Annotated in this window: 22 protein-coding genes and 1 riboswitch; of the genes, 13 read left to right on the top strand and 9 right to left on the bottom strand. The window is 63.9% G+C overall.

The features are described 5' to 3' along the window. Positions 1-30: 30 nt before the first annotated feature. The 3 genes from ASU23_RS19110 to ASU23_RS19100 are packed head-to-tail and all read right to left on the bottom strand — an operon-like array spanning position 31 to position 4,728. On the bottom strand, positions 31-2,358 hold the full coding sequence (locus tag ASU23_RS19110; protein ID WP_058038519.1) for a serine/threonine-protein kinase: 2,328 nt from the start codon (positions 2,356-2,358) through the stop codon (positions 31-33). A gap of 7 nt (positions 2,359-2,365) precedes the next feature. Next, on the bottom strand, positions 2,366-3,352 hold the full coding sequence (locus ASU23_RS19105) for a glutamate ABC transporter substrate-binding protein (protein WP_058038572.1): 987 nt from the start codon (positions 3,350-3,352) through the stop codon (positions 2,366-2,368). Positions 3,353-3,366: 14 nt separating this feature from the next. After that, a complete protein-coding gene (locus ASU23_RS19100) occupies positions 3,367-4,728 on the bottom strand; it encodes a hypothetical protein (RefSeq protein WP_042452116.1) in 1,362 nt (453 codons plus the stop codon). A 158-nt stretch (positions 4,729-4,886) separates the two neighbouring features. On the opposite strand from ASU23_RS19100, the gene ASU23_RS19095 reads away from it, so the two are divergent. Continuing rightward, positions 4,887-5,486, top strand: a complete 600-nt coding sequence (locus ASU23_RS19095) for an NUDIX hydrolase (protein ID WP_058038518.1) — start codon at positions 4,887-4,889, stop codon at positions 5,484-5,486. A 92-nt stretch (positions 5,487-5,578) separates the two neighbouring features. Here ASU23_RS19095 and ASU23_RS35125 read toward each other — a convergent pair whose 3' ends face one another. Then, positions 5,579-5,710, bottom strand: coding sequence for a hypothetical protein (locus ASU23_RS35125; protein WP_003944354.1), 132 nt, complete (start codon positions 5,708-5,710; stop codon positions 5,579-5,581). Between the two features lie 248 nt (positions 5,711-5,958). Further along, positions 5,959-6,654, bottom strand: coding sequence for a thiamine phosphate synthase (gene thiE, locus ASU23_RS19090; RefSeq protein ID WP_058038517.1), 696 nt, complete (start codon positions 6,652-6,654; stop codon positions 5,959-5,961). A gap of 26 nt (positions 6,655-6,680) precedes the next feature. Beyond that, a riboswitch (TPP riboswitch) is annotated at positions 6,681-6,827 on the top strand. Here thiE and thiO point away from each other — a divergent pair. The 7 genes from thiO (at position 6,827) to ASU23_RS19055 (ending at position 13,302) form a co-directional block, all read left to right on the top strand. Then, positions 6,827-7,906, top strand: coding sequence for a glycine oxidase ThiO (gene thiO, locus ASU23_RS19085; protein ID WP_003944311.1), 1,080 nt, complete (start codon positions 6,827-6,829; stop codon positions 7,904-7,906). Its footprint overlaps the riboswitch before it by 1 nt. Next, on the top strand, positions 7,903-8,118 hold the full coding sequence (gene thiS / locus ASU23_RS19080; protein ID WP_003944402.1) for a sulfur carrier protein ThiS: 216 nt from the start codon (positions 7,903-7,905) through the stop codon (positions 8,116-8,118). Before thiO ends, thiS begins: the two co-directional genes overlap by 4 nt. Next, positions 8,111-8,863: a thiazole synthase gene (locus tag ASU23_RS19075; protein ID WP_007726857.1), complete on the top strand. Its 753-nt coding sequence runs from the start codon at positions 8,111-8,113 to the stop codon at positions 8,861-8,863. The genes thiS and ASU23_RS19075 overlap by 8 nt, the downstream gene beginning before the upstream one ends. Before the next feature lie 130 nt (positions 8,864-8,993). After that, on the top strand, positions 8,994-9,983 hold the full coding sequence (locus ASU23_RS19070; RefSeq protein ID WP_058038516.1) for an ABC transporter ATP-binding protein: 990 nt from the start codon (positions 8,994-8,996) through the stop codon (positions 9,981-9,983). Continuing rightward, entirely contained in the window at positions 9,983-10,753 is a 771-nt protein-coding gene (locus tag ASU23_RS19065; protein WP_047268852.1) for an ABC transporter permease, read from the top strand. Before ASU23_RS19070 ends, ASU23_RS19065 begins: the two co-directional genes overlap by 1 nt. Positions 10,754-10,885: 132 nt before the next feature. Further along, positions 10,886-12,337 carry a M20/M25/M40 family metallo-hydrolase gene (locus ASU23_RS19060; RefSeq protein WP_172827075.1) on the top strand — a complete coding sequence of 484 codons (1,452 nt, stop codon included), beginning with the start codon at positions 10,886-10,888 and terminating at the stop codon, positions 12,335-12,337. A gap of 113 nt (positions 12,338-12,450) precedes the next feature. After that, a complete protein-coding gene (locus ASU23_RS19055) occupies positions 12,451-13,302 on the top strand; it encodes an adenylate/guanylate cyclase domain-containing protein (RefSeq protein WP_058038515.1) in 852 nt (283 codons plus the stop codon). A gap of 4 nt (positions 13,303-13,306) precedes the next feature. On the opposite strand, the gene thiD is transcribed toward ASU23_RS19055, so the two are convergent. Next, complete coding sequence (thiD, locus tag ASU23_RS19050) at positions 13,307-14,149, bottom strand: bifunctional hydroxymethylpyrimidine kinase/phosphomethylpyrimidine kinase (RefSeq protein WP_003945044.1); 843 nt, start codon at positions 14,147-14,149, stop codon at positions 13,307-13,309. 147 nt (positions 14,150-14,296) lie between these two features. Between thiD and ASU23_RS19045 the strand changes: the two genes are divergently transcribed. Beyond that, positions 14,297-14,737: a GNAT family N-acetyltransferase gene (locus tag ASU23_RS19045; RefSeq protein ID WP_306300985.1), complete on the top strand. Its 441-nt coding sequence runs from the start codon at positions 14,297-14,299 to the stop codon at positions 14,735-14,737. A 44-nt stretch (positions 14,738-14,781) separates the two neighbouring features. On the opposite strand, the gene ASU23_RS19040 is transcribed toward ASU23_RS19045, so the two are convergent. Genes ASU23_RS19040 through ASU23_RS19030 form a run of 3 tightly spaced genes read right to left on the bottom strand, consistent with a single transcriptional unit; the run spans position 14,782 to position 17,150 of the window. Then, positions 14,782-15,582 (bottom strand): exodeoxyribonuclease III, encoded by an 801-nt coding sequence (locus tag ASU23_RS19040; protein WP_003945060.1) that lies wholly within the window; start codon positions 15,580-15,582, stop codon positions 14,782-14,784. A 16-nt stretch (positions 15,583-15,598) separates the two neighbouring features. Next, the gene (locus ASU23_RS19035; RefSeq protein ID WP_082661430.1) at positions 15,599-16,510 is read right to left on the bottom strand and encodes an N-acetyltransferase; all 912 of its coding nucleotides are present in this window, start codon (positions 16,508-16,510) and stop codon (positions 15,599-15,601) included. A gap of 40 nt (positions 16,511-16,550) precedes the next feature. Beyond that, positions 16,551-17,150, bottom strand: coding sequence for a peptide deformylase (locus tag ASU23_RS19030; protein ID WP_003945053.1), 600 nt, complete (start codon positions 17,148-17,150; stop codon positions 16,551-16,553). 244 nt (positions 17,151-17,394) lie between these two features. Here ASU23_RS19030 and ASU23_RS19025 point away from each other — a divergent pair, with 244 nt between their 5' ends. From ASU23_RS19025 to ASU23_RS19010, 4 genes are all read left to right on the top strand, one after another. Next, the gene (locus ASU23_RS19025) at positions 17,395-17,745 is read left to right on the top strand and encodes a DUF3263 domain-containing protein (RefSeq protein WP_007730120.1); all 351 of its coding nucleotides are present in this window, start codon (positions 17,395-17,397) and stop codon (positions 17,743-17,745) included. A gap of 53 nt (positions 17,746-17,798) precedes the next feature. Further along, positions 17,799-18,389, top strand: coding sequence for a LytR C-terminal domain-containing protein (locus tag ASU23_RS19020; RefSeq protein WP_054827817.1), 591 nt, complete (start codon positions 17,799-17,801; stop codon positions 18,387-18,389). Between the two features lie 95 nt (positions 18,390-18,484). Further along, positions 18,485-19,186, top strand: coding sequence for a superoxide dismutase family protein (locus ASU23_RS19015; protein WP_058038513.1), 702 nt, complete (start codon positions 18,485-18,487; stop codon positions 19,184-19,186). Positions 19,187-19,276: 90 nt separating this feature from the next. Next, positions 19,277-20,401, top strand: a complete 1,125-nt coding sequence (locus ASU23_RS19010) for a glutamate--cysteine ligase (RefSeq protein ID WP_003945034.1) — start codon at positions 19,277-19,279, stop codon at positions 20,399-20,401. The last annotated feature ends 22 nt before the right edge of the window (positions 20,402-20,423 follow it).

Here is a 20,423-nt window from a genome sequence, read left to right as displayed (position 1 = left end):
TCTGCAGCACTGTAAGCCTCGGGGAGTCCGTCAGAAATTGCTGCGCGGACGCACCGCATTCGCCCGGTCCACGAGGGCGTAGCGGTGCGTGCGGGAGGTCGTGGCGCGAGCGAGGGCGCGAAGGCAGGCTTCGGCTCCGGTGCGCAGACCTTGCTCGGTGAAGGGCAGGTCGAGGATGGGTTCGAGTTCGGTGTGCGAGCGATTGCCGTAGCGAATCCAATCGAGTGCCGTGCCCAACACCAGGGTTCGCATCTGCAGGCTTCGGCTCTCTTCAGCAGGTAGCGCCCGAACACGACGGGCGGCTTCCCGCAGAGTCGATTCGTCGAGTTCGGCGATCGGAACGCCGGACAGCATCGTCAGAGCGCTGGACATCCGTGCGACGTTGTAGTGCCGGGAAGACGTGGGTACTTCGTCGAGGGCGGCGATGGCTGCCTTCTTGTTGCCGTGATCGGCGAGTTGTCGGGCGAGCCCGAATGCTGCGCTCACGTAGTTTCGTTCGGTCCGCCAGACGGTGCGGTAGTACTTCTCGGAGAAGCGGCACCATTGGTCCGGGTCGTCGCTCTCCCAGTGCTGGAGAATCAGTTCTGCCGTCGCTGCCAACGCCAGCTTGGGGGCAGCCTCGCCGGGCAGTGCGGTGAGAACTGTCTCGAAGTGACTGAAAGCGGGCTCGAATCGGTCCAGTTGTAACGCCGCAAGTCCTCGATACCACTCGATCTTCCAGTGGTCCCCGATGTTCTGCTGGAGTTCGCCCAGAACTGTCAGTGCGGTTTCCGGATCACCGAGATCGAGATGAGCTTTGGCCTCGGCCAGTCGAACTTCGCCCGAGACGGCGGCCGCCGGTGTGCCCGATGTTCGGTCGATTCCGTTCTCGCGGGCGTGTTTCAACGCATCGAGGGTCTGCGACGGTTCGCTGTGCACCGCTGCCGCCAGCAACGGCGCGCTGGGATCGGTGGGGTCGACCAACGGAATGGGAAGTGCGTGCGCAACTTCGCGCGGATCGAGAGCGGCGTCGTGGCTGACACCGTCCACGTACACATCCGTTTGCCCGACCAATTCATCGGTGCCGAAAGACGTTCGCTGCCTGCTGAACACGAGCGAGAGTCCGGGATTCTCCTGCCCGGTCTGCTCGGCGAGGATTTCTCGCAGAACGCCGGTGAGTTGTCCCGCGATTTCCTCGGCGGACTGAAATCGCTTCTTCGGATCCGGGTCGGTAGCGCGTAGCAGGAGACGGTGAAAGAACTCGTGGTCGCGCAGTAGTGGCTCGTCCTCGGGTTCGGGAAGGCCGTCGAGGTACCGTCCGTGCTTCGAAGGCATGTCGAGGGTGAGAACCGCGAGTGTTCTTCCGACGGTGAAGATGTCGGAGGCGATGGTCGGACCGGTCTCGATGATCTCGGGTGCTTGATAGCCGGCGGTACCGTACAGGTACCCGTAGTCTTCGATTCCGGACACGGCGCCGAGATCGATCAGCTTCAACTGATCCTCGGTGACCATCACGTTCTCGGGTTTGAGGTCGTTGTAGGCCAGGCCGGTGGAATGCAGATAGCTCAGCGCCGGAAGGATTTCCAGTACGTAGCCGATTGCCTGCTCGATCGGCATGTGCTTGCCGTCCGGGAATTCGGCCAGCACCTCGCGCAATGATCGCCCACCCACGTACTCCATGACGATGTACCCCATGGGTGTGCCATCCGGGCGCGGATGCTCGACGAAGTTGAAGATCTTGACGATGCTGGGGTTGGCGACCTCGGCGAGGAACTGACGCTCGGCCACCGCAACGGCTTGCGCTTCGGAATCACCGAAATGCAAGAGCCCCTTGAGAACTACCCACCTGTCGCTGACATTGCGATCGATCGCGAGGTAGATCCATCCCAGGCCGCCGTGCGCGATGGGCCCTTGAACCTCGTACTGACCGGACACCAATTCGCCCTCTTCGAGAAGTGGACGGAAGTCGAAAGTGGAACCGCACTTGGGGCAGGTGCCGTGCTGAGTTGCCTTGGTGCTTGCGCTCTTACGACCGACTGGTTCGTTGCATTTCCAACAGAAGCGTTTCCGCTCGGGGACGGTCGGGTCACTCATCACCGCAGATGCGGGGTCGATCTGCGGGACGGGGGGAACCTCGACCAGGCCGCCGCCGAGGCGCAGCTTTCGCCCCGACCGGCTGCGGCGGGATCGAGTGGAGCGGCCGGTAGGGGAGGAGGACGCGGACGGCGTGGTTGCTCGTATCTGGGCCGAGGTCGGTTCGAGACGCTCGTAGGCGCCCGTGGCTTCGGGCTCGGGCCGCTCGTAGGTGCCGGTGGCTTCGGGTTCGGGACGCATGGAAGCCTGCGTGGCGTCGGGCTCGGGGCCGGTTTCTTCGGTCATGTCAGCCTCAATCCCGGTAGACGGCCGGCGGGGGACCCGGTGACGGACCGAGCACACTGAGCCAGCGGTCGTAGATACGGTTCCAGGTCCCGTCGCCGCGGATCCGATCCAGTGTTCCGTTGACGAATCGGACCAAGTCGGGGTTGTCCTTGTTCACTCCGATTCCGTACGGTTCGACGCCCAGTGAGCCACCGACCATCATCAGATACGGGTCTTGCGAGGCGAGGCCCGCGAGGATCGTGTCGTCGGTGCTGATCGCGTCCACCTGCCCCTGCTGGAGGACGACGAGGCAGTCGGACCACATCGGGACGGTGACGACGGTGGCTTCGGGTTGGAGTTGCTGGATTCGAGTCGCCGAGGTCGTTCCCCGGGCAGCGCAGACCCGCTTGCCTGCGAGGTCGTCGATGCCGCGGACGGATGACCCCTGCAAGACCTGAATTCGTTGTTCAGCGGAGAAGTACTGCGTCGAGAAGTCGACCTTCTCGCGCCGCTCGCACGTGATGGTCATGGTCTTGACGACCACGTCGACCATCGATTCCTGGAGTGCGGCGATCCGATCGTCCGACGTCAGGATTCGGTACTCGATCTTCTCCGGGTCACCGAGCAGATCTCGGGCGATTTCGCGGGCGATGTCCACGTCGAAACCCTCGAGGCGCCCGGTGGCCGGATCGCGAAAGCTCATGAGGTTGGAACCGGTGTCCAGGCCCACGATCAGCCGCCCGCGGGCGCGGATGGCGTCGAGGCTCGGCGTGGGTAGCTGCGGAGATGCGTCTGCGGGGGTGGGCCGCAGGCTCGCGGTGAGGTTGGTGCACGACGCGGTAGTCGTCGGTGTCGGGCTGGGAGCGATGGTGGCCTCGGCCGGCAGCGGCGGTTCCGTGTACGACGTGGCGCCTGCGTTGTCCAAGTCTTCGGCTCGATCCGCACCGCAACCGGCGAGCACCAGCATGGCCGCTGCCAGAACCGCGACACATACGGCCGGGCTCTTCCTCCGCATCACCGGTACTCCCGTCACTGATACTCCCGCAGTCGAGGCCAGAATCCGATGAAGATTCCGGCAACTCCGAGAACTGCCAATACAGACATGCCCGGTGCAGAGGCAGCCAACACCCGGGAGGCGTACGAGACGTCGGACCGAAGATTCGTGCGCGAATCCACGATTCCCTGCCAGAGTTCGTGATCGAGCTTTCCGTACTCCGCGGCCGAATCCTGTTCTCCGGCGCCGATGGTGATGGCTGCGGCGGACGTGAAGTCGCCGTTTCCGAGACGGTCGTACATGCGCGTGTGCGCAGCCACCCACTGCTGGCGCGAGTCGAGTGCGGCGGTCAGCACTTCGCTGTTCACTCGGGCGCGTTCGTCGCTTTGCAGGCCCTCGAGGATGTCCCGCAGAGCATCGACCTTGCGGGTGAACGTCACGTTGTCCTCGGCGGTCGAATCCCGCCTCGCCAGCGTGAGGGTTTCCACGGTGCGTGCTTGCTGCGCCATGATTCGTGCCTCGGTCAGTTCGTGCAGTGGCTCGGCCCCGGCGTCGAGCGCGCGCCCGGTGGCCAGTGCGGAGACCAGTCCGACCGTGAGCAGCCACAGCAGAGCTGCAGCGACCGCGAGCGAGGCAAGGATCAACCCGAGATTGAAGCGGCGGCGACTCTTGCGGGAGAAGTACATCTGTGTCGCCACCAGCGCGCACAGCACGAAGACGAACGCCACGATCGGCCACCACGGTGGAGTCTCGAAATCGCGCTGTACTTGTGAGACCAGCGTCTCCTGCGAGGCGTGCAGTTGCTGGGCCATCGGCAGCAGCGAGGTCTGCATCAACTGCGAGGCCTCGCTCAAATATGCTGCCCCGACCGGGTTTCCGACGCGATTGTTCGCCCGTGCAGTTTCGACCAGCCCGGTGTAGACGGAGAGGTCGGTCGAGATAGTGGTCAACGCGCTGTGACCGGCAAGATCGGTCGAGTCGAGACCGGCCGACGCCTGGACGATCTCCGCAGAGGCCTCACCGATCGACTGCGTGTATCGGTCGCGGACTTCGGCGGGTTCGAGGCCGCCGGAGATGAAGGCGGTGGCCGCGGCGGCGTCTGCCAAGGACAACGCACTGTAGAGATTCTGGGCCGAGTTGGCGAGAGGCTCGGTTTCGACGAGGAGGAGGTCGAGGTTCGCCTGGCGATTCTCGATCGCTGCGGTGGCGAGGAGTCCGGCGATCAAAGTGATCGCGATCAGGATCAGTCCGACGACGGTCAACCGGCCAGGCGTCGAGGACATGAAGGCCTGCAGTTCGCGCCGCAGAAGTGCCTGCTCGTCCTCCGCCGACACTGATGTGGCCTCGGAGGGCGGCAGCGACCGGGGTTCGATGGACGGGACGACACGGTCGACCATCGAGCACCTCACTTCGCTGTAGGCGGGCTACCGAGAAATGATGCCGCCGAGAAATGATTCAGGGCATCTTCGCGAGCATATAAGCATCACCTACACCTGGAGCAGATTGAAACGGTTAGTGTGGGACAACGGCGAGAGCAGGCGGAGCGAGGTAGTCGATGCGTGGTGACGGTGACGGTTGGTCCATCGGATCGGACGGTACTCGGCATTGGGGTAAACACGGAGCCGCAGGACTGCTACTGCGTGCCCCCGATTCGGACGGATCACCCATGGTCTTGCTGCAGCATCGTGCGGCGTGGAGCCATCAGGGCGGAACGTGGGCACTGCCCGGCGGAGCGCGGGACTCACACGAGAGCACGACGCACGCTGCCGTCCGGGAGGCACACGAAGAAGCAGGTATCGCCGAGGACAGCGTCCGTGTCCGCGGGGAAGTAGTGACGATGCGCGCCGAGAGCGGGTGGACTTACACCACCGTCGTGGCTGACGCGGCGCATCCACTGTCGACGGTTGCCAATGGTGAGAGCACCGAGTTGCGGTGGGTACGCGAAGCCGACGTCGACTCACTGCCGCTGCATCCGGGCTTCGGTTCCTCATGGCCCGACCTCCGGACCGAGCCTGTTGTGGCCGTGGACGGCGATCCGCACACCGTCGTGCTCGAGGACGGCGGATTCGGATGGTTGTCGGGTAGTTCCCACCAAGGCAGTGAGCAGTCAGGCAGTGACCAGAACCTGTCCGAGGCGTCGAGTACGCAGTCGTAGCACTCGAGTCTTCACAGTTCATACACAGCAGAAGGGCCGGACTCCGCGGGAGTCCGGCCCTTCGGTGTTTCGGTCGTCGACCGAAACGAGGCTCAGCTGAGCGAGTTCAGCGCCGTGATGAAGCTGACCGCGGTGATACCGAGCTTGAGCAGCTCGCTGATCTTGCCGAGGTTCAGGTCTTCGAGCGATTCGGTGCTGAGCGAGCCGGTGTCGAGGGATCCCATTTAGTGCTCCTAGGTTCAGTTAGTAACTGGAGGTAAACTACAACAAACCGAATGGGATGTGACACGCAATCGAAGCAACTGTGAGCAAGATCACTTAATCCGACTTTTCGGACATCCAATCGCACCTAGGAACTGGGAGTTTGTTGTCTGATCGGACAACTTCCGTTCACAATTCGAGTCAGGCGTGCTGACCCGTAACTGTGCGGAAATCGCCCGGCAAACACTTGACGAACGCCAGTTACCGGCTTTCAGCGCCCAGCGACGGCTGCGGCGAGGCGTTGCGCGGCCGCCTGGGGATCCGATGCTTGCGTGATTGCACGCACGACGACGATGCGCCTGGCGCCGGCATCGAGCAGCTCTGGCAGACGTTCTTCGTCGATGCCGCCGATCGCGAACCAGGGCCGCGGCGGTGCGGCGTCGGCGGTCGATCGAACCAGTTCCAAACCGGACGCACTTCGATTCGGTTTGGTCGGTGTCGCCCAGACCGGCCCGGTACAGAAGTAGTCGACGCCCTCTTCGATGGCGGCCAAACTCGCCTGCGCGCGACTGCTCGTCGAACGGCCGATGACTACGTCTTCACCGACAACGGTTCGCGCGTAGGGGACGGGAATGTCGTTCTGGCCGAGGTGGAGGATGTCGGCGCCGGAAGCCATCGCGAGATCCGCGCGATCGTTGACGGCCAACAATGCGCCGTGGCGTCGCGCTGCGGTCGCGAGAATGCCCAGCGCCACCAGTTCGTCCTTGGCCTCGAGCGGGCCGAACTCGCGCTCACCGGCAGAGCCTTTGTCACGCAATTGGATGATGTCGACTCCGCCGGACAATGCTGCCTCGGCGAACTGCGCGAGGTCGCCTTTCTCGCGGCGCGCGTCGGTGCACAGGTACAGCCGTGCTGCTGCCAGGCGCTCGCGCCGGTCGATGTCGTTACTGGGATGTGTGGGGTGCACGGAGCAAACGGTAGCCTCTAGGGAGCAAGGTTCGACACGGGAGTCCTGAAACGTCGTCGTCACTTTTTGTCGTGACTGCGAGGTTCGTAGGGCTGAGAGGGGATCGCGACCAGATCCCGACCGTCAGACCTGACCCGGATCATGCCGGCGCAGGAAGTGGAGGTGGAGTTTCGTGAGTACACACGCTCGTACGGTGTCGGTTGTCGGCGGCGGTGTCATCGGTCTCGCTATCGCGTGGCGAGCAGCCCGCGACGGGTGGGCCGTTCGGTTGTACGACCCGTCCATTGGATCAGGTGCTTCGTGGGTGGCGGGCGGAATGCTTGCCCCGCTTTCCGAAGGCTGGCCGGGTGAAGAAACCGCGTTGACAATCGGTGCAGCGTCCCTGGAACGGTGGCCGACGTTCGGCGAGGAGCTCGGAAAATTCGGGCAATCGGTCTTCACCGCGGACAGCTCGCTGACGGTTGCACTCGACGCTGCCGACGCGCAGGACCTGCAGACCATCGCCGAGTGGGTGAGCTCGCAGGGGCACGAACTCGAAGTTCTCGGTCGCGCGCGCATCCGTGAACTCGAACCGATGCTGGGCCGGGGCATCCGGTCGGGGTTGATGGCTGTCGGTGAGTCCGCCGTCGACAACAGACTTCTGCTGGCGGCGTTGCAGAAGGCCTGTGCGGAATCCGGCGTCGAATTGATCGCGCGGGCCGTCGACGACCTCGCCGAACTCGATACCGATCAGATAGTGCTCACCGCCGGTATCGCGTCACCCAAGCTGTGGCCCGGGCTACCGGTACGCCCGGTCAAGGGCGAAATCCTTCGCTTGCGCAGTAGGCCTGGAGTCACCCCGGCGCCCAGCCGCACCATCCGCGGAAGCGTCCACGGGCGGCCCGCCTACCTCGTCCCGCGCGGTGACGGAATCGTCGTCGGCGCAACACAATACGAGTCTGGTGAGGACACACAGGTCACGATGGCCGGAGTACGGGACCTGATCAACGACGCCGAGGCACTGATGCCGGCGATCGGCGAATACGAACTGTACGAGTGCGCGGCAGGTCTGCGTCCCATGACGCCGGACAACCTGCCGTTGATCGGGCGCGTGTCCGATCGTGTTGTCGTCTCCACCGGGCACGGCCGCAACGGAGTCCTGCTGACGCCCGTCACCGCCGATGCGACGGTCGCGTTGCTGAACGGCACATCTTTGGTCGAGGTAAAAGGAACCGAACCCGAGCGGTTCGCAGTAGCTAAGGAAAATTCATGAGTGAGCAGGTCCCGATCGGGATCACCGTCAACGGCGAAGATCTCGAGTTCGATCGAGCAGTCACGGTGACCGAACTTCTGACGCACCTCGAGTTGCCGAGCAAAGGCATCGCCGTCGCCGTCGACGGTGCGCTCTTTCCTCGCGGGCGTTGGGACGAATCCGTCGGACGTGGTTGGGAAATCGAGATCCTCACGGCGGTGCAGGGTGGCTGAGCAGGACCTTCTCACTATCGCGGGCCGCAGTTTCGGTTCCCGGCTCATCACGGGGACAGGCGGCGCCGCCAACCTTGCGGTCCTCGAGGAAGCGCTTGTCGCCTCCGGTACCGAACTGACCACCGTCGCGATGCGGCGAGTCGACGCGGCAGGCGGCACGGGTGTTCTGGACCTGCTTCGTCGCCTCGGAATCGAACCGTTGCCGAACACCGCCGGGTGTCGGGGCGCCGCCGAAGCGGTCCTGACGGCGCAGTTGGCACGCGAAGCGCTCGAGACGAACTGGGTCAAACTCGAAGTCATCGCCGACGAGCGGACTCTGCTGCCCGACGCAATCGAACTCGTCTCCGCCGCAGAACAATTGGTGGACGACGGATTCACCGTCCTGCCGTACACGACGGACGATCCGGTGCTGGCGCTTCGCCTCGAAGAGGTCGGCTGCGCGGCAGTCATGCCGCTCGGTTCACCCATCGGGACAGGGCTGGGTATCGCGAATCCGCACAATATCGAGATGATCGTCGAGCGCGCCGGCGTGCCCGTCATCCTCGACGCCGGAATCGGAACGGCCAGCGACGCCACCCTTGCCATGGAGTTGGGCTGCGACGCCGTCCTGCTTGCGACAGCGGTGACGCGGGCCAAGAATCCCGCGTTGATGGCGTCGGCGATGCGGCACGCAGTGGTAGCAGGTTTCGAAGCGCGTCACGCCGGCCGGATTCCCAAGCGGTTCTGGGCCCAAGCATCGTCCTGACGGACCATTTCCGGGTGTTTTCTCAGGGTTTATGCCCGGATTGTCCGGCTTCGTGTCCTACCTGAGTACCACTCGGAACTAGACCTGTGGCCGATGTGCTGGTCATTGCTGGTAGGGCAAAGTTCTCCTCATGATTGAACTGAGGGGATTGACCAAGGTTTACGGACCGACGAAAGCGGTGGACGATTTGTCGTTCACGGTCAAGCCGGGCATCGTGACGGGCTTCCTGGGCCCGAACGGTGCAGGCAAGTCGACGACGATGCGGATGATCCTGGGTCTGGATCAGCCGACGTCGGGTGCGGCGTTGATCGAGGGCAAGCCGTACCGGGAGCTCAAGACGCCGTTGCGGACGGTGGGTGCGTTGCTGGATGCGAAGTGGGTGCACCCCAATCGCAGTGCGCGGGCGCATCTGCAGTGGATGGCTGCTTCGAACGGGATCCCGAAGTCCCGCGTCGACGAGGTGCTCGGGTTGGTCGGGTTGTCCGAGGTGGCGGGCAAGAAGGCCGGCGGGTTCTCGCTCGGTATGTCGCAGCGTCTGGGGTTGGCGGGTGCGTTGTTGGGGGATCCGAAGGTGTTGTTGTTCGACGAGCCGGTCAACGGTCTCGATCCGGAGGGCATCGTCTGGATTCGTAAGTTCATGCAGCGGTTGGCGGCCGAGGGCCGCACGGTGCTGGTGTCGAGTCACCTCCTGTCGGAGATGGCGCTCACGGCGGAGCAGTTGGTGGTGATCGGTCGGGGTCGGTTGATTTCGGATTCGACGGTCGCGGAGTTCGTGGATCGTTCGTCGGAGTCGACGGTGCGCGTGCGCAGCCCACAGCTCGATGCGTTGCGCAGTGTGTTGCTCTCGCAGGGGCTGACGGTGCGTGAAGACGGTTCCGGCGTTGCCCCGGCATTGGTGGTCGTGGATTCGACCACCGATGTGATCGGTGGTTTAGCTGGTTCGCAGGGAATCGTGTTGTACGAGTTGGCTTCTCAGCAGGGGTCGCTCGAGGATGCGTTCATGAAGTTGACCGGGGACGATGTCCAGTACCACGCATCCGGTATCGATCCGGGTGTCGGTGCACACCACGCAAATACACAGCAGGCAAACACGCAGCAGGCTATGGGAGGTGCACTGTAATGGCTGTTCTCAGTGCTGAACGTATCAAGATCACCACGACCAAGTCGCCGCTGTGGTGCTCGGTCATCATCGTCGTGCTCGCGCTCGGCTTCGCGGCCATCATGGGCGCGGTTGCCAAGTCGGCTCTGACGTCCTCCGACGTCCAGGGAGCACCGGACCTCGACACCGCCGTTGCCACGGCCGGCATCTCGGGTTTCGGAATCATGGTTCTCATGATCATGGCGGCCCTCGCGGTCACCAGTGAGTACCGCTTCGGGACCATCCGCACCACCTTCCAGGCCGTTCCGAACCGTGCCTCGGTTCTGATCGCCAAAGCCGGCCTCATCGGTGCTTTCGGTGCTGTACTGACATTTGTTCTCGCCTTCGGCGCGTACGCCATGGCCAAGGCCATCGCCGGTACCGAGGCGAGTGCCGGATTGACCCTGTCGAGCGGCAGTGACTGGCGCGCGATCTACGGCATCCCGATCTACGCCTTCCTGTGCGTGATTCTCGCTGTCGGCGTCGGATCGATCATTCGCCAGTCGGCCGGCGCAATTGCGTTGCTCCTGCTCTGGCCGCTGCTCATCGAGAGCCTGTTCGGACTGTTCGGCAGCTTCGGCGAGAAGATCACCCCGTTCCTGCCGTTCGCGAATGCAAACCACTTCCTCAGTGCGAGCAGCGGTGGCGTCGACTTCCACTGGGGACCCTGGGGCAGCTTGATCTACTTCGCGGCCTTCGTTCTGGTGATTTTCGGAGCAAGTATCGTCATCGTGAATCGTCGCGACGCCTGATCTTGTCGCTCCCTCGGTAGGTGTTGTCGGGAGACCTACCGAGAACCAGGAGTGACAGCAGAGTAGGGACCCAGTACGAAAAACCATTCGTACTGGGTCCCTTTCCTGTGCTTCGGCCGATATCCTCCGAAGATGAGACTCTTCGGTGTGGTTGTGGTCGCAATGGCTGGAGCACTCGTGGTGAGTGGATGCTCGTCGGGAAGTGAAGCGGCCGTCCCGACAGACCCGGTTGCATTCTCCGAGACCGTCACGGTCGACGCCGTGACCGGGCATCTGGAGCAACTCGAGAAGATCGCCGCCAACAACGAGGGCAATCGATCGGCCGGTACCCCCGGCTACGACGCCAGTGTCGACTACGTGGCAAACCTGCTCGAAGACAAGGGTTTCGAGGTCAGCACCCCGGAATTCGACTTCAGCTCCTTCGATCCCGGCACCGAATCCCTGAAAGCCGCTGACGGCTCCGATGTTCCGGTGCGGGCGCTGACATATTCCACCTCCACGGGACCGACCGGAATCACGGCGCGTCTGGTGGCGATTCCCGCCGACGAGACCCCCGGTTGCGAGGCCACCGACTACGACGGCCGCGACGTGAACGGTGCCATCGTGCTGGTCACCCGTGGAGTGTGCCCGTTCGGCGACAAGCAGAAGATCGCCGCTGATCGCGGCGCGGCGGCGTTGCTGGTTGCCAACAACGAGGACGCAATGCTGGGCGGGGCTACCTTGGGTGAACCCGAAGACGCCCGCATTCCGACCGGCGGGGTGAGCAAGGCGTCGGGCGAGGCTCTTGCCGCAGCGCCCGGAGACCTCACGCTGATTCTCGACACGTCGACGGAAACGACGAAGTCGCGCAACGTGATTGCACAGACCAAGACCGGCGCGACCGACAACGTGGTTGTCGTGGGCGCCCACCTGGACAGTGTGCCGGAAGGTCCCGGAATCAACGACAACGGAAGCGGCACCGCAGCCGTGCTGGAAACCGCGCTGCAGATGGGAAGCGCACCAAGCATCGAGAATGCCGTGCGTTTCGCTTTCTGGGGAGCGGAAGAAGTGGGATTGGTCGGCTCCACCCGCTACGTCGAGGGTCTGAGCGATCAGGAACGGGCCGACATCGCCCTGTACCTGAATTTCGACATGCTCGGTTCGCCCAACGCCGGATACCTGGCTTACGACGGCGACAACTCGGATGCCGTCGGGGAGGGGCCCGGGCCCGAGGGGTCGGCGGGCATCGAGCGCACCTTCGTCGATTTTCTCGCCGGGCGAGGGATTGCGGCGGACGGAACGGACTTCGACGGGCGCTCCGACTACGGCCCGTTCATCGAGATCGGGATCCCGGCGGGTGGCGTGTTCAGCGGCGCGGACGAGCGCAAGACGCCGGCACAGGCCGAGAAGTGGGGCGGAGAGGCGGAGGAGACTTTCGACCCGAACTACCACAGTGCCCAGGACAACCTCGCGAACATCGATCGCGAAGCGCTCGCTGCCAACGCTTCTGCAGTAGCCTTCGGAGTTGCGACGTATGCCCAGGATTTGAGCGGGCCGAACGGAGTTCCCGTCGGCGATGCCCGGACACAGGCCAGAACCGAATGATCGACTGACCGAATGATCGACTGACCGAATGATCGACTGTGCGAGCGACCAGGAGGCCACTGTGCGAGAACGGCGGCAGCACACTGTCTGTAACTCTGAGTTACGCTTGAGTTATGGCTGATCTGTCCCCGGAGAACACCGACACGGCAGGTGCTTCTTCCTCGTCGGTTCGAGGCGTCGTCGACGTCGTCTTGAACTCTGCGGCAGAACTTAACCGTCGGCAGCAGCTCATCGACGCGCTACGACGCCTCAGGCGGGCACTACCCGGTGATCCAGGGTTTGGGGATCCGCTCTCGCTCGCCGGCCCCGGCGGTGCCCGCGCCGTGGCGCGCGTCGCTGACAGATTGCTCGATCAGAAGTCGGCAGCCACTCGCGAAGTGAGCCTCGGAGCACTGCAGGTGTGGCAGGCAGCGCTGGAAAAGATGGGCCGCGGACGTGGCGATCAAGAACTGACCATCGTCTTCACCGATCTGGTGGGCTTCTCCACCTGGTCGCTCGCAGCCGGTGACGGCGCGACGCTGACCCTTCTGCGTGCGGTGGCGCAGGCCGTGGAAACTCCGATCACCGACAACGGCGGACACGTCGTCAAACGGATGGGCGACGGTCTGATGGCAGTGTTCATTCGCCCGGATGCGGCTTTGAAGGCGGTGTTCACCGCGCAGGACGCGCTCGCGGAAGTCGATCTCGACGGATACACCCCACGCATGCGCGTCGGCCTACACACGGGTACCCCGCGTCAGATCGGTGACGACTGGCTCGGCGTCGACGTGACCATCGCCGCCCGCATGATGGGCCTGGGCGGCGACGGCAACGTCATGATGTCGGCGACAACTCTCGAGGAACTCGAAGCCGGCACCCTGGAGGATCTCGATCTCACGATCCGGCCATGGCGGCGAGGGTTTTTCGCCACAACGCCCAACGGAGTTCCCGTCGACCTGGGAATCTGGCGCGTGCGCCGGAACTAGCGCACTAAACCTGGAGCCGCCAGAGCGGGGACACCGGACCATGTCCCGCGCCGAGGTCGTACGACGCCTCGAGACACTTGGTCACCCACTCTTTGCCGAACGCCACCGCGTCCGGAACGGAATAGCCGTGTGCGAGAGCGCAAGTGATCGCAGCAGCCAGCGTGTCTCCGCCACCGTGATCGTTGCCGGTGTCGATCCGGGCACTGCTGAATTCGAGGAAACGGTCGCCGTCGAACAACAGGTCGGTGGACAACTCCGAAGTACGAAGGTGGCCACCCTTGACGATGGACCATTGAGCGCCGAGCGCATGCAGCGCTTCTGCCGCTTGGCGGGCGCTCTTGTCGTCGACGACCTCGATACCGGTGATCAACCGAACCTCGTCGAGGTTCGGAGTGACCACCGTGGCAGCCGGAATCAAGGTGTTGCGGACCGCGTCGAGAGCTTCTTCGTGCAGCAGCGGATCGCCGTGCATCGACGCGCACACCGGGTCGACCACGAGCGGAATCGGACGGTCGCGGCCGATCCCAACCTCGGCGGCAACCGCGGCCACCGCTTCGATGATCGTCGTCGACGCGAGCATTCCCGTCTTCGCCGCACCGACGCCGATGTCCGAGACCACGACGCGCACCTGGTCGGCGACGATCTCCGGCGGAATCTCGTGGAATCCGCTGACTCCCACCGAATTCTGGACCGTCACCGCGGCGACGGCCACGCAGGCGTGCACTCCGCACATCGCCATCGTGCGGGAATCGGCTTGAATGCCGGCTCCGCCACCGGAGTCGGTTCCGGCGATGGTCAATGCCCGAATCGGGGTCTGTCCGGCGGGGGTCAGGGGCAGCAGCTTCACGACGACGAGCCTACCGATCGGACCTGGGGAAACGGCAGCTCGGTCCCACCTCTCGCGGGAACGACGGCGCGAACTGCGATTGCGATCCGGTCGTTCCCGGTGCAAAAATTGGTCGAACCCGGGACAGCGTCGTCGGTAGCTGATTCTATGAGTGGCATGGATCACAGTTATGGAGAGCGTGCGAACGCAGCTGTCGCCGATCGCGCAGGTGCACATCGTGCCGTGGAGGTCGCCGCAATGAACGACATCGAAAATTCGAAAACCGGAACCTCACCGGAAGTCACGCTCGTGGACAATCCGTCGCACGAACGATTCGAACTGCTCTCCGACGACGAGTTGGTCGGCATCCTCGGATACCGCGACGAAGACGAGATTTCGGGGAGCGGAGCCGAAGCGGGCGACGTGGTTGCGTACATGCATACCGTTGTCAAAGAGGAGTACGGCGGGCAGGGACTGGCAGCCGTACTCGTGCAGTTCGCAATGGACTGCGCCCGTGAACGTGAATGGTCGGTACGGCCCGTGTGTACCTATGTTCAGCGGTACCTCGGCGAGCATCCCGAGTATCTGGAACTGCTCGTCGAGGACTAGAAGCCCGAGGGTGCAAACAGACGATCAGGCTCCGAGATTCACGATCACCCGAGATTCACGATCACCGGAGCGTGATCGCTGGCGCCCTTGCCTTTTCGCTCGTTTCGATCGATCTCGGCCGCCTCGACGCGTGCTGCGAATGCCGGTGAGCCGAGGATGAAGTCGATTCGCATGCCCTGCTTCTTCGGGAAGCGAAGCTGCGTGTAATCCCAGTACGTGTACACGCCGGGACCGGGTGTGTACGGGCGAACTACGTCCGCGAACCCGGACTCGGTGAAGGCGGTGAACGCAGCTCGTTCCGGCTCCGACGTGTGGGTCTTGCCCTCGAAGAAAGCGGGATCCCACACGTCGTCGTCCGTGGGAGCGACGTTCCAGTCGCCGACCAGGGCGATCTGCGCGTCGGGATCCTGCTTGAGCCAGCCCTCCGCGTCGTCGCGCAGCTTGGCCAGCCAATCCAGCTTGTAGGCGTAATGCGGGTCTTCCAGCTCACGGCCGTTGGGGACGTACAGGCTCCACACCCGCACACCGCCGCAGGTGGCACCGATCGCACGTGCCTCGCGGACCGGGTCTGCCTCGGGATCCTTGTCGAATCCGGGCTGATCCTCGAATCCGATCTGCACGTCGTCCAAGCCGACGCGGGAAGCGATGGCGACACCGTTCCACTGGCTCAACCCGACGTGGGCGACCTCGTAGCCGATTTCCTTGAAGCGTTCGTACGGAAACTGCTCGTCCTTGCACTTGGTTTCCTGCATTGCCAGGACGTCGACGTCGGATCGACCGAGCCAGTCGATGATCCTGTCGGTACGGGCACGGACGGAGTTGACGTTCCAGGTAGCGATGCGCACGAGGGCAAGCCTAGCGTCAGCCGCCGACAGGATCGGTGGCGTATCGGTAGCGGTGGTGTTCGACGAATCCGAGCTGCTCGTAGAGCGCGATCGCCGCGAAGTTGTCCGCCGAAACCTGGAGGTACGCGTGCGTCGCACCGTTCTCACGACCCCAGGAGAGTAGATCTCCGCAGATCAGCGACCCGATTCCGTGACGACGGTGTTCAGGGGCGACGTGAATGCCGGTCAGTCCTACCCAGCGTTTGTGGTCGGGTGCCTCGGTGAGCGCAGCGCGCCCGATGGCAAGCGTCGTGTCGGTGTTTCCGATCGCGCCGAAAGTTGCAGTGCCCACGACAGCCGTGAGGACCGCCTCGACGTACGCCGGATCGCCGTGGGCGTCGTACATCGACAGCCAGTTGTGGTTGGGGTGGTCGGCGAACGAGGTGACCGGAGGACCGAGCGGCAGCGTGACATTGCCCAGATCGGCGGCCATCACGATGGTTTCCTTCTCGCTGCTCCACCCGTCCGGAGCGGTGCCGAGTCGATCGGGGAGGAGCAGCAGGGTCGGCAGTCCGCGGTCACCGAACCACTGGCGTATCCGCTCGATGGTGCTCGCGTCGAAGCCGGCAACCGCCCCCGCACCGCCGAGCGGCAAAGCGGAATTGGCGCGACCGGTGACACCGTGACCGGCGCGCAGCAACCAACCGTCGATCCACGCCTGCTCGACCCCCGGCCACGCCGCCGCAGCAGCCGTTTCGAGGTTTCGAATCTCGCCGATGCGAATCGGGCGGGCCGAGAGACTCTTGAGCGCGATCACCTGATCGGCGGAGACCTGGACCAGCCGACCGTCGCCGGCGCGAACGGCGATGGGATCGGCGCCCTCGAGGATGCCGATGACGTCGGTCATGGGATGCGAATAGCCGGGTGGGAGCTTGTATCGCAAAACCACCCGGCTACCGATCGAAATGTTGCCGTTCAGAGCAGAATTCTCAGTCTTCGTAATCGTCGTCGTCGTGACCGAACGGATCGTCGACGGTCCCCGGCGTCCAGGTCAGACCGGGCTTGCCCCAACCGGAACGCTTGATGATCTTCTTGGCAGCGCGCGCGTTGCGGCCGATGAGTACGTCCGTGTAGAGGAAACCGTCGAGATGCCCGGTCTCGTGCTGGAGCATCCGTGCGAAGAATCCGGTGCCCTCGACCTCGATCGGGTTGCCGTCGGCGTCGGTGCCGGTGACCTTCGCCCAATCGGCGCGACCCGTCGGGAACTGCTCGCCGGGAACGGACAGGCAACCCTCGAAGTCTTCGTCCGGGTCGGGCATCGTCTGGGGGATTTCGGACGTCTCGAGTACCGGGTTCACGACGACGCCGCGTCGACGCTCGCTGCTGCGGTCGTCGCCGGGGCAGTCGTAGACGAAGACTCGCAGTGGAACACCGACCTGATTGGCCGCCAGACCGACGCCGTTGGCAGCGTCCATCGTCTCGTACATGTCTGCGATCAGTTCGGCGATCTCGGCCGGGGACTGAGTGACCGGCTCTGTCGCCTTGTGCAGTACCGGGTCGCCGACGATTCGGATGGGGAGGATAGCCATGCGGACAAGGATAGTGCGGCGCGCCCGCGTAGTTATCACGGCCCGCACACTCGATCATGGTTCAATGGTTGCTGAAGAACAGCGATGTAATTCGTTGCTCGGTCGGAACGTGGGCCGCGGGGGAAATTGTGAGTTACCTTCGGGCCAGGGGACCGGGAAACTCACGGCCGCGAGAATTCGGTCGGAAAAAGAACACCGGGCATACGAGTCTCGCTGACGCCGAGCACAGCAGTCGAGGAGTGACATGGACGGCGCAACCGCGCGTAGTCGGAACCAGTCCGAAGGCACTGGCGCCGACGATTCGGTAGTAGATACAGCAGGCATGCACGAGGTCGGCGAAGACGGCCTCACCCGCCGGGAGCACGACATCCTCTCTTTCGAGCGTCAGTGGTGGAAGTACGCCGGTGCGAAGGAAGAAGCCATCAAGGAGTTGTTCGACATGTCGGCAACCCGCTACTACCAGGTTCTCAACGCCTTGGTCGATCGCCCCGAATCCTTGGCGGCTGATCCCATGCTGGTCAAGCGCCTGCGTCGTCTGCGTGCCAGCCGTCAGAAGGCCAGGGCCGCGCGTCGCCTCGGCTTCGAGGTCACCTGAATCACGCGTACATATGATCGGGCTGTCCACGCACTGGCGATAAGGTCGACATCGTGAGTACCCCGAAAGAGCAGCCGTCCGGACCTCCGCTTCGCGCAATCGCCATGGTGTTGATCGCGTTGGCGATCGTGTTCATCGGTCTCGGAGCAGCCTCACTGGGTGGATCGAGCGACGGTGGATCGGGCGACGAGAACACCGCAGCACAGCAGACCGAATCCTCGGCGTCTGCCACGACGAGCGCCCCCGCGCCTGCCACCACCAAGCCTGCAGCGACGACGCAACCCGCTTCGGGCGATACCACCACCACGTCGCGTCCCTCGGGAACTGCGACGACCACGACTTCCAGCTCCGCGAGCGGCGCCGACACGTCGAATGTCAGCGTTCGAGTTCTCAACAACAGCACCGTCTCCGGTCTGGCAGCAGGCACCGCCGAGGAATTGACGGCAGCAGGTTGGAACGTCGAGGAGACGGGTAACTACAGCGAGGGCACCGTCAGTACGACGACGGTGTATTACGGATCGTCCGCGGCGGAGAAGGCAGCGGCGCAGAAGATCGCGGCTGAACTCGGAGTCTCCGCAGAGCCTCGATTCGCCGGCATCGCGAACGCGTCACCTGGCGTGATCGTGATCGTGACCTCCAACTGACCGGTCGTGAAGGTGGAACTGACCCGTCGGTTCCAGCTACTACACGCGCCGTTATGATCAGAAGCACTTTCTCGCCACCTCAAAGGAGCGGTTCGATGGCCCCCAGCAGCACCCGGCGTATGTCCTGGCGCGTCGTTGCCCCTGTAGTCGCGATTGCCGCTTTCGGCTTGACCGCTTGCAGTAACAGCGAAGAGCCCAGCAGCGTCCCCGGCACGACTCCTCCGGTGTGGACCGGTGCAGCCGATCCCAGCGCGCACGAAAGCGCGGGCGGCCACGGTTCCGAGACGGCTCACGCCGGCGCTTCTGCCGAAACGGTCACCGCAACGCTGAACGGCACCGACGGCGCCAAGGTCGGAACGGTCACGTTCGCGCAGGAAGGTAGCGACGTCAAGGTCACCCTCGACGCCAAGGGCCTCACCCCCGGCTTCCACGGATTCCACGTCCACCAGGTCGCCAAGTGCGAGACCAATTCCGTTGCCCCCAGCGGCGGAGAGCCGGGTAACTTCCTCTCGGCAGGCGGACACTTCCAGGCCGAGGGTCACACGGGCCACCCGGCGAGCGGCGACCTCACTTCGGTTCAGGTCCTCGAAGACGGCACCGCCACACTGGTCACCACGACCGATGCATTCGCCGTCGACGAACTGGTCGCAAACGGTGGAACATCCGTCATGATCCACGCCGGAGCGGACAACTTCGGCAACATCCCGACGCGTTACGCGCCGGCACCGGATCAGCAGACCCTCGACACCGGTGACGCCGGCGGACGCGTCGCTTGCGGTGTCATCACCAAGAGCTGACAAACTCACCTGAGTTTTGCATCACTTCCGGCGACTACCACGCAGTAGCCAGCACGGTGTTTTTACCGACACTGTGATTGGATTCTCTGCGTGGTAGTTCCATTTCCAGGTTCGCCGCGCCCGACGCTGGGCGTGGAGTGGGAGATCGCGCTGGTCGATCGCAAGACCAGAGATCTCTCCAACACAGCAGCCGAGGTGTTTTCGGCGGTCGAAGAGCTTGCCGGCTCCGAAACCCCGCACATCACCAAGGAACTACTGCGAAATACCGTCGAACTCGTCACGGGTATTCATTCGACGGTCGGCGAGGCGATGAGTGATCTCGACAGGTCACTGGATCTGCTTCGCCGCGCTGCGAATCCGCTCGGCGTCGACCTCATCAGCGCGGGCACGCACCCGTTCGCGCAATGGTCGACGCAGCTGGTCACCCGGACACCCGACTACGACGAACTCATCGAACGCACGCAGTGGTGGGGTCGGCAGATGCTGATCTGGGGCGTGCACGTTCATGTGGGTGTCTCGTCCGCGGATCGCGTTTTCCCCATCATCAACGCACTGCTGCAGCGCTATCCGCACCTGTTGGCGCTGTCGGCGTCCTCGCCGATGTGGGCCGGTGTGGACACCGGCTATGCGTCCAATCGCGCGTTGATGTTCCAGCAGCTCCCCACCGCGGGCCTTCCGTACCAGTTCGAGAACTGGGCCGAATACGAGTCGTTCATCGACGACCAGATGAAGACCGGTGTGATCACCAAGATCGGTGGCATGCACTGGGACATCCGTCCCGCGCCGAAGTGGGGAACCATCGAGGTCCGGGTGTTCGACGGCGTCTCGACACGCGCTGAACTGGGTGCTCTCGTTGCTCTGGTCCACTGCCTCATCGTCGATCTGGACCGCAGACTGAGTGCCGGTGAGACTCTGCCGAACATGCAGCCGTGGCACGTCAAGGAAAACAAGTGGCGCGCAGCGAGATACGGACTGGACGCCGAGATCATCCTCGACTCCGACGCAAACGAGTGCCTCGTCACTGACGATCTGGATCGCCTGCTCGACGACTTGGCGCCGATTGCGGTCTCGCTCGGCTGCGCGGACGAGTTGGCGTCGGTGGCGGACATTCCCCGTCGCGGCGCGTCCTACCAGCGGCAACGTCGTGTCGCGGAAGCGACGGGCGGCGATCTGGTTGCGGTCGTCGACGCCTTGGTCGCAGAGTTGGGCACCTAGCAGGTTCACAGTGCGAAGGACT

The sequence above is a fragment of the Rhodococcus sp. KB6 genome, assembly GCF_001445685.1.
Classification (GTDB): Bacteria; Actinomycetota; Actinomycetes; order Mycobacteriales; family Mycobacteriaceae; genus Rhodococcus_F; species Rhodococcus_F qingshengii.
Note: the sequence above shows the minus strand (reverse complement) of the source record. Positions and strands in the feature narration are given on the sequence as shown.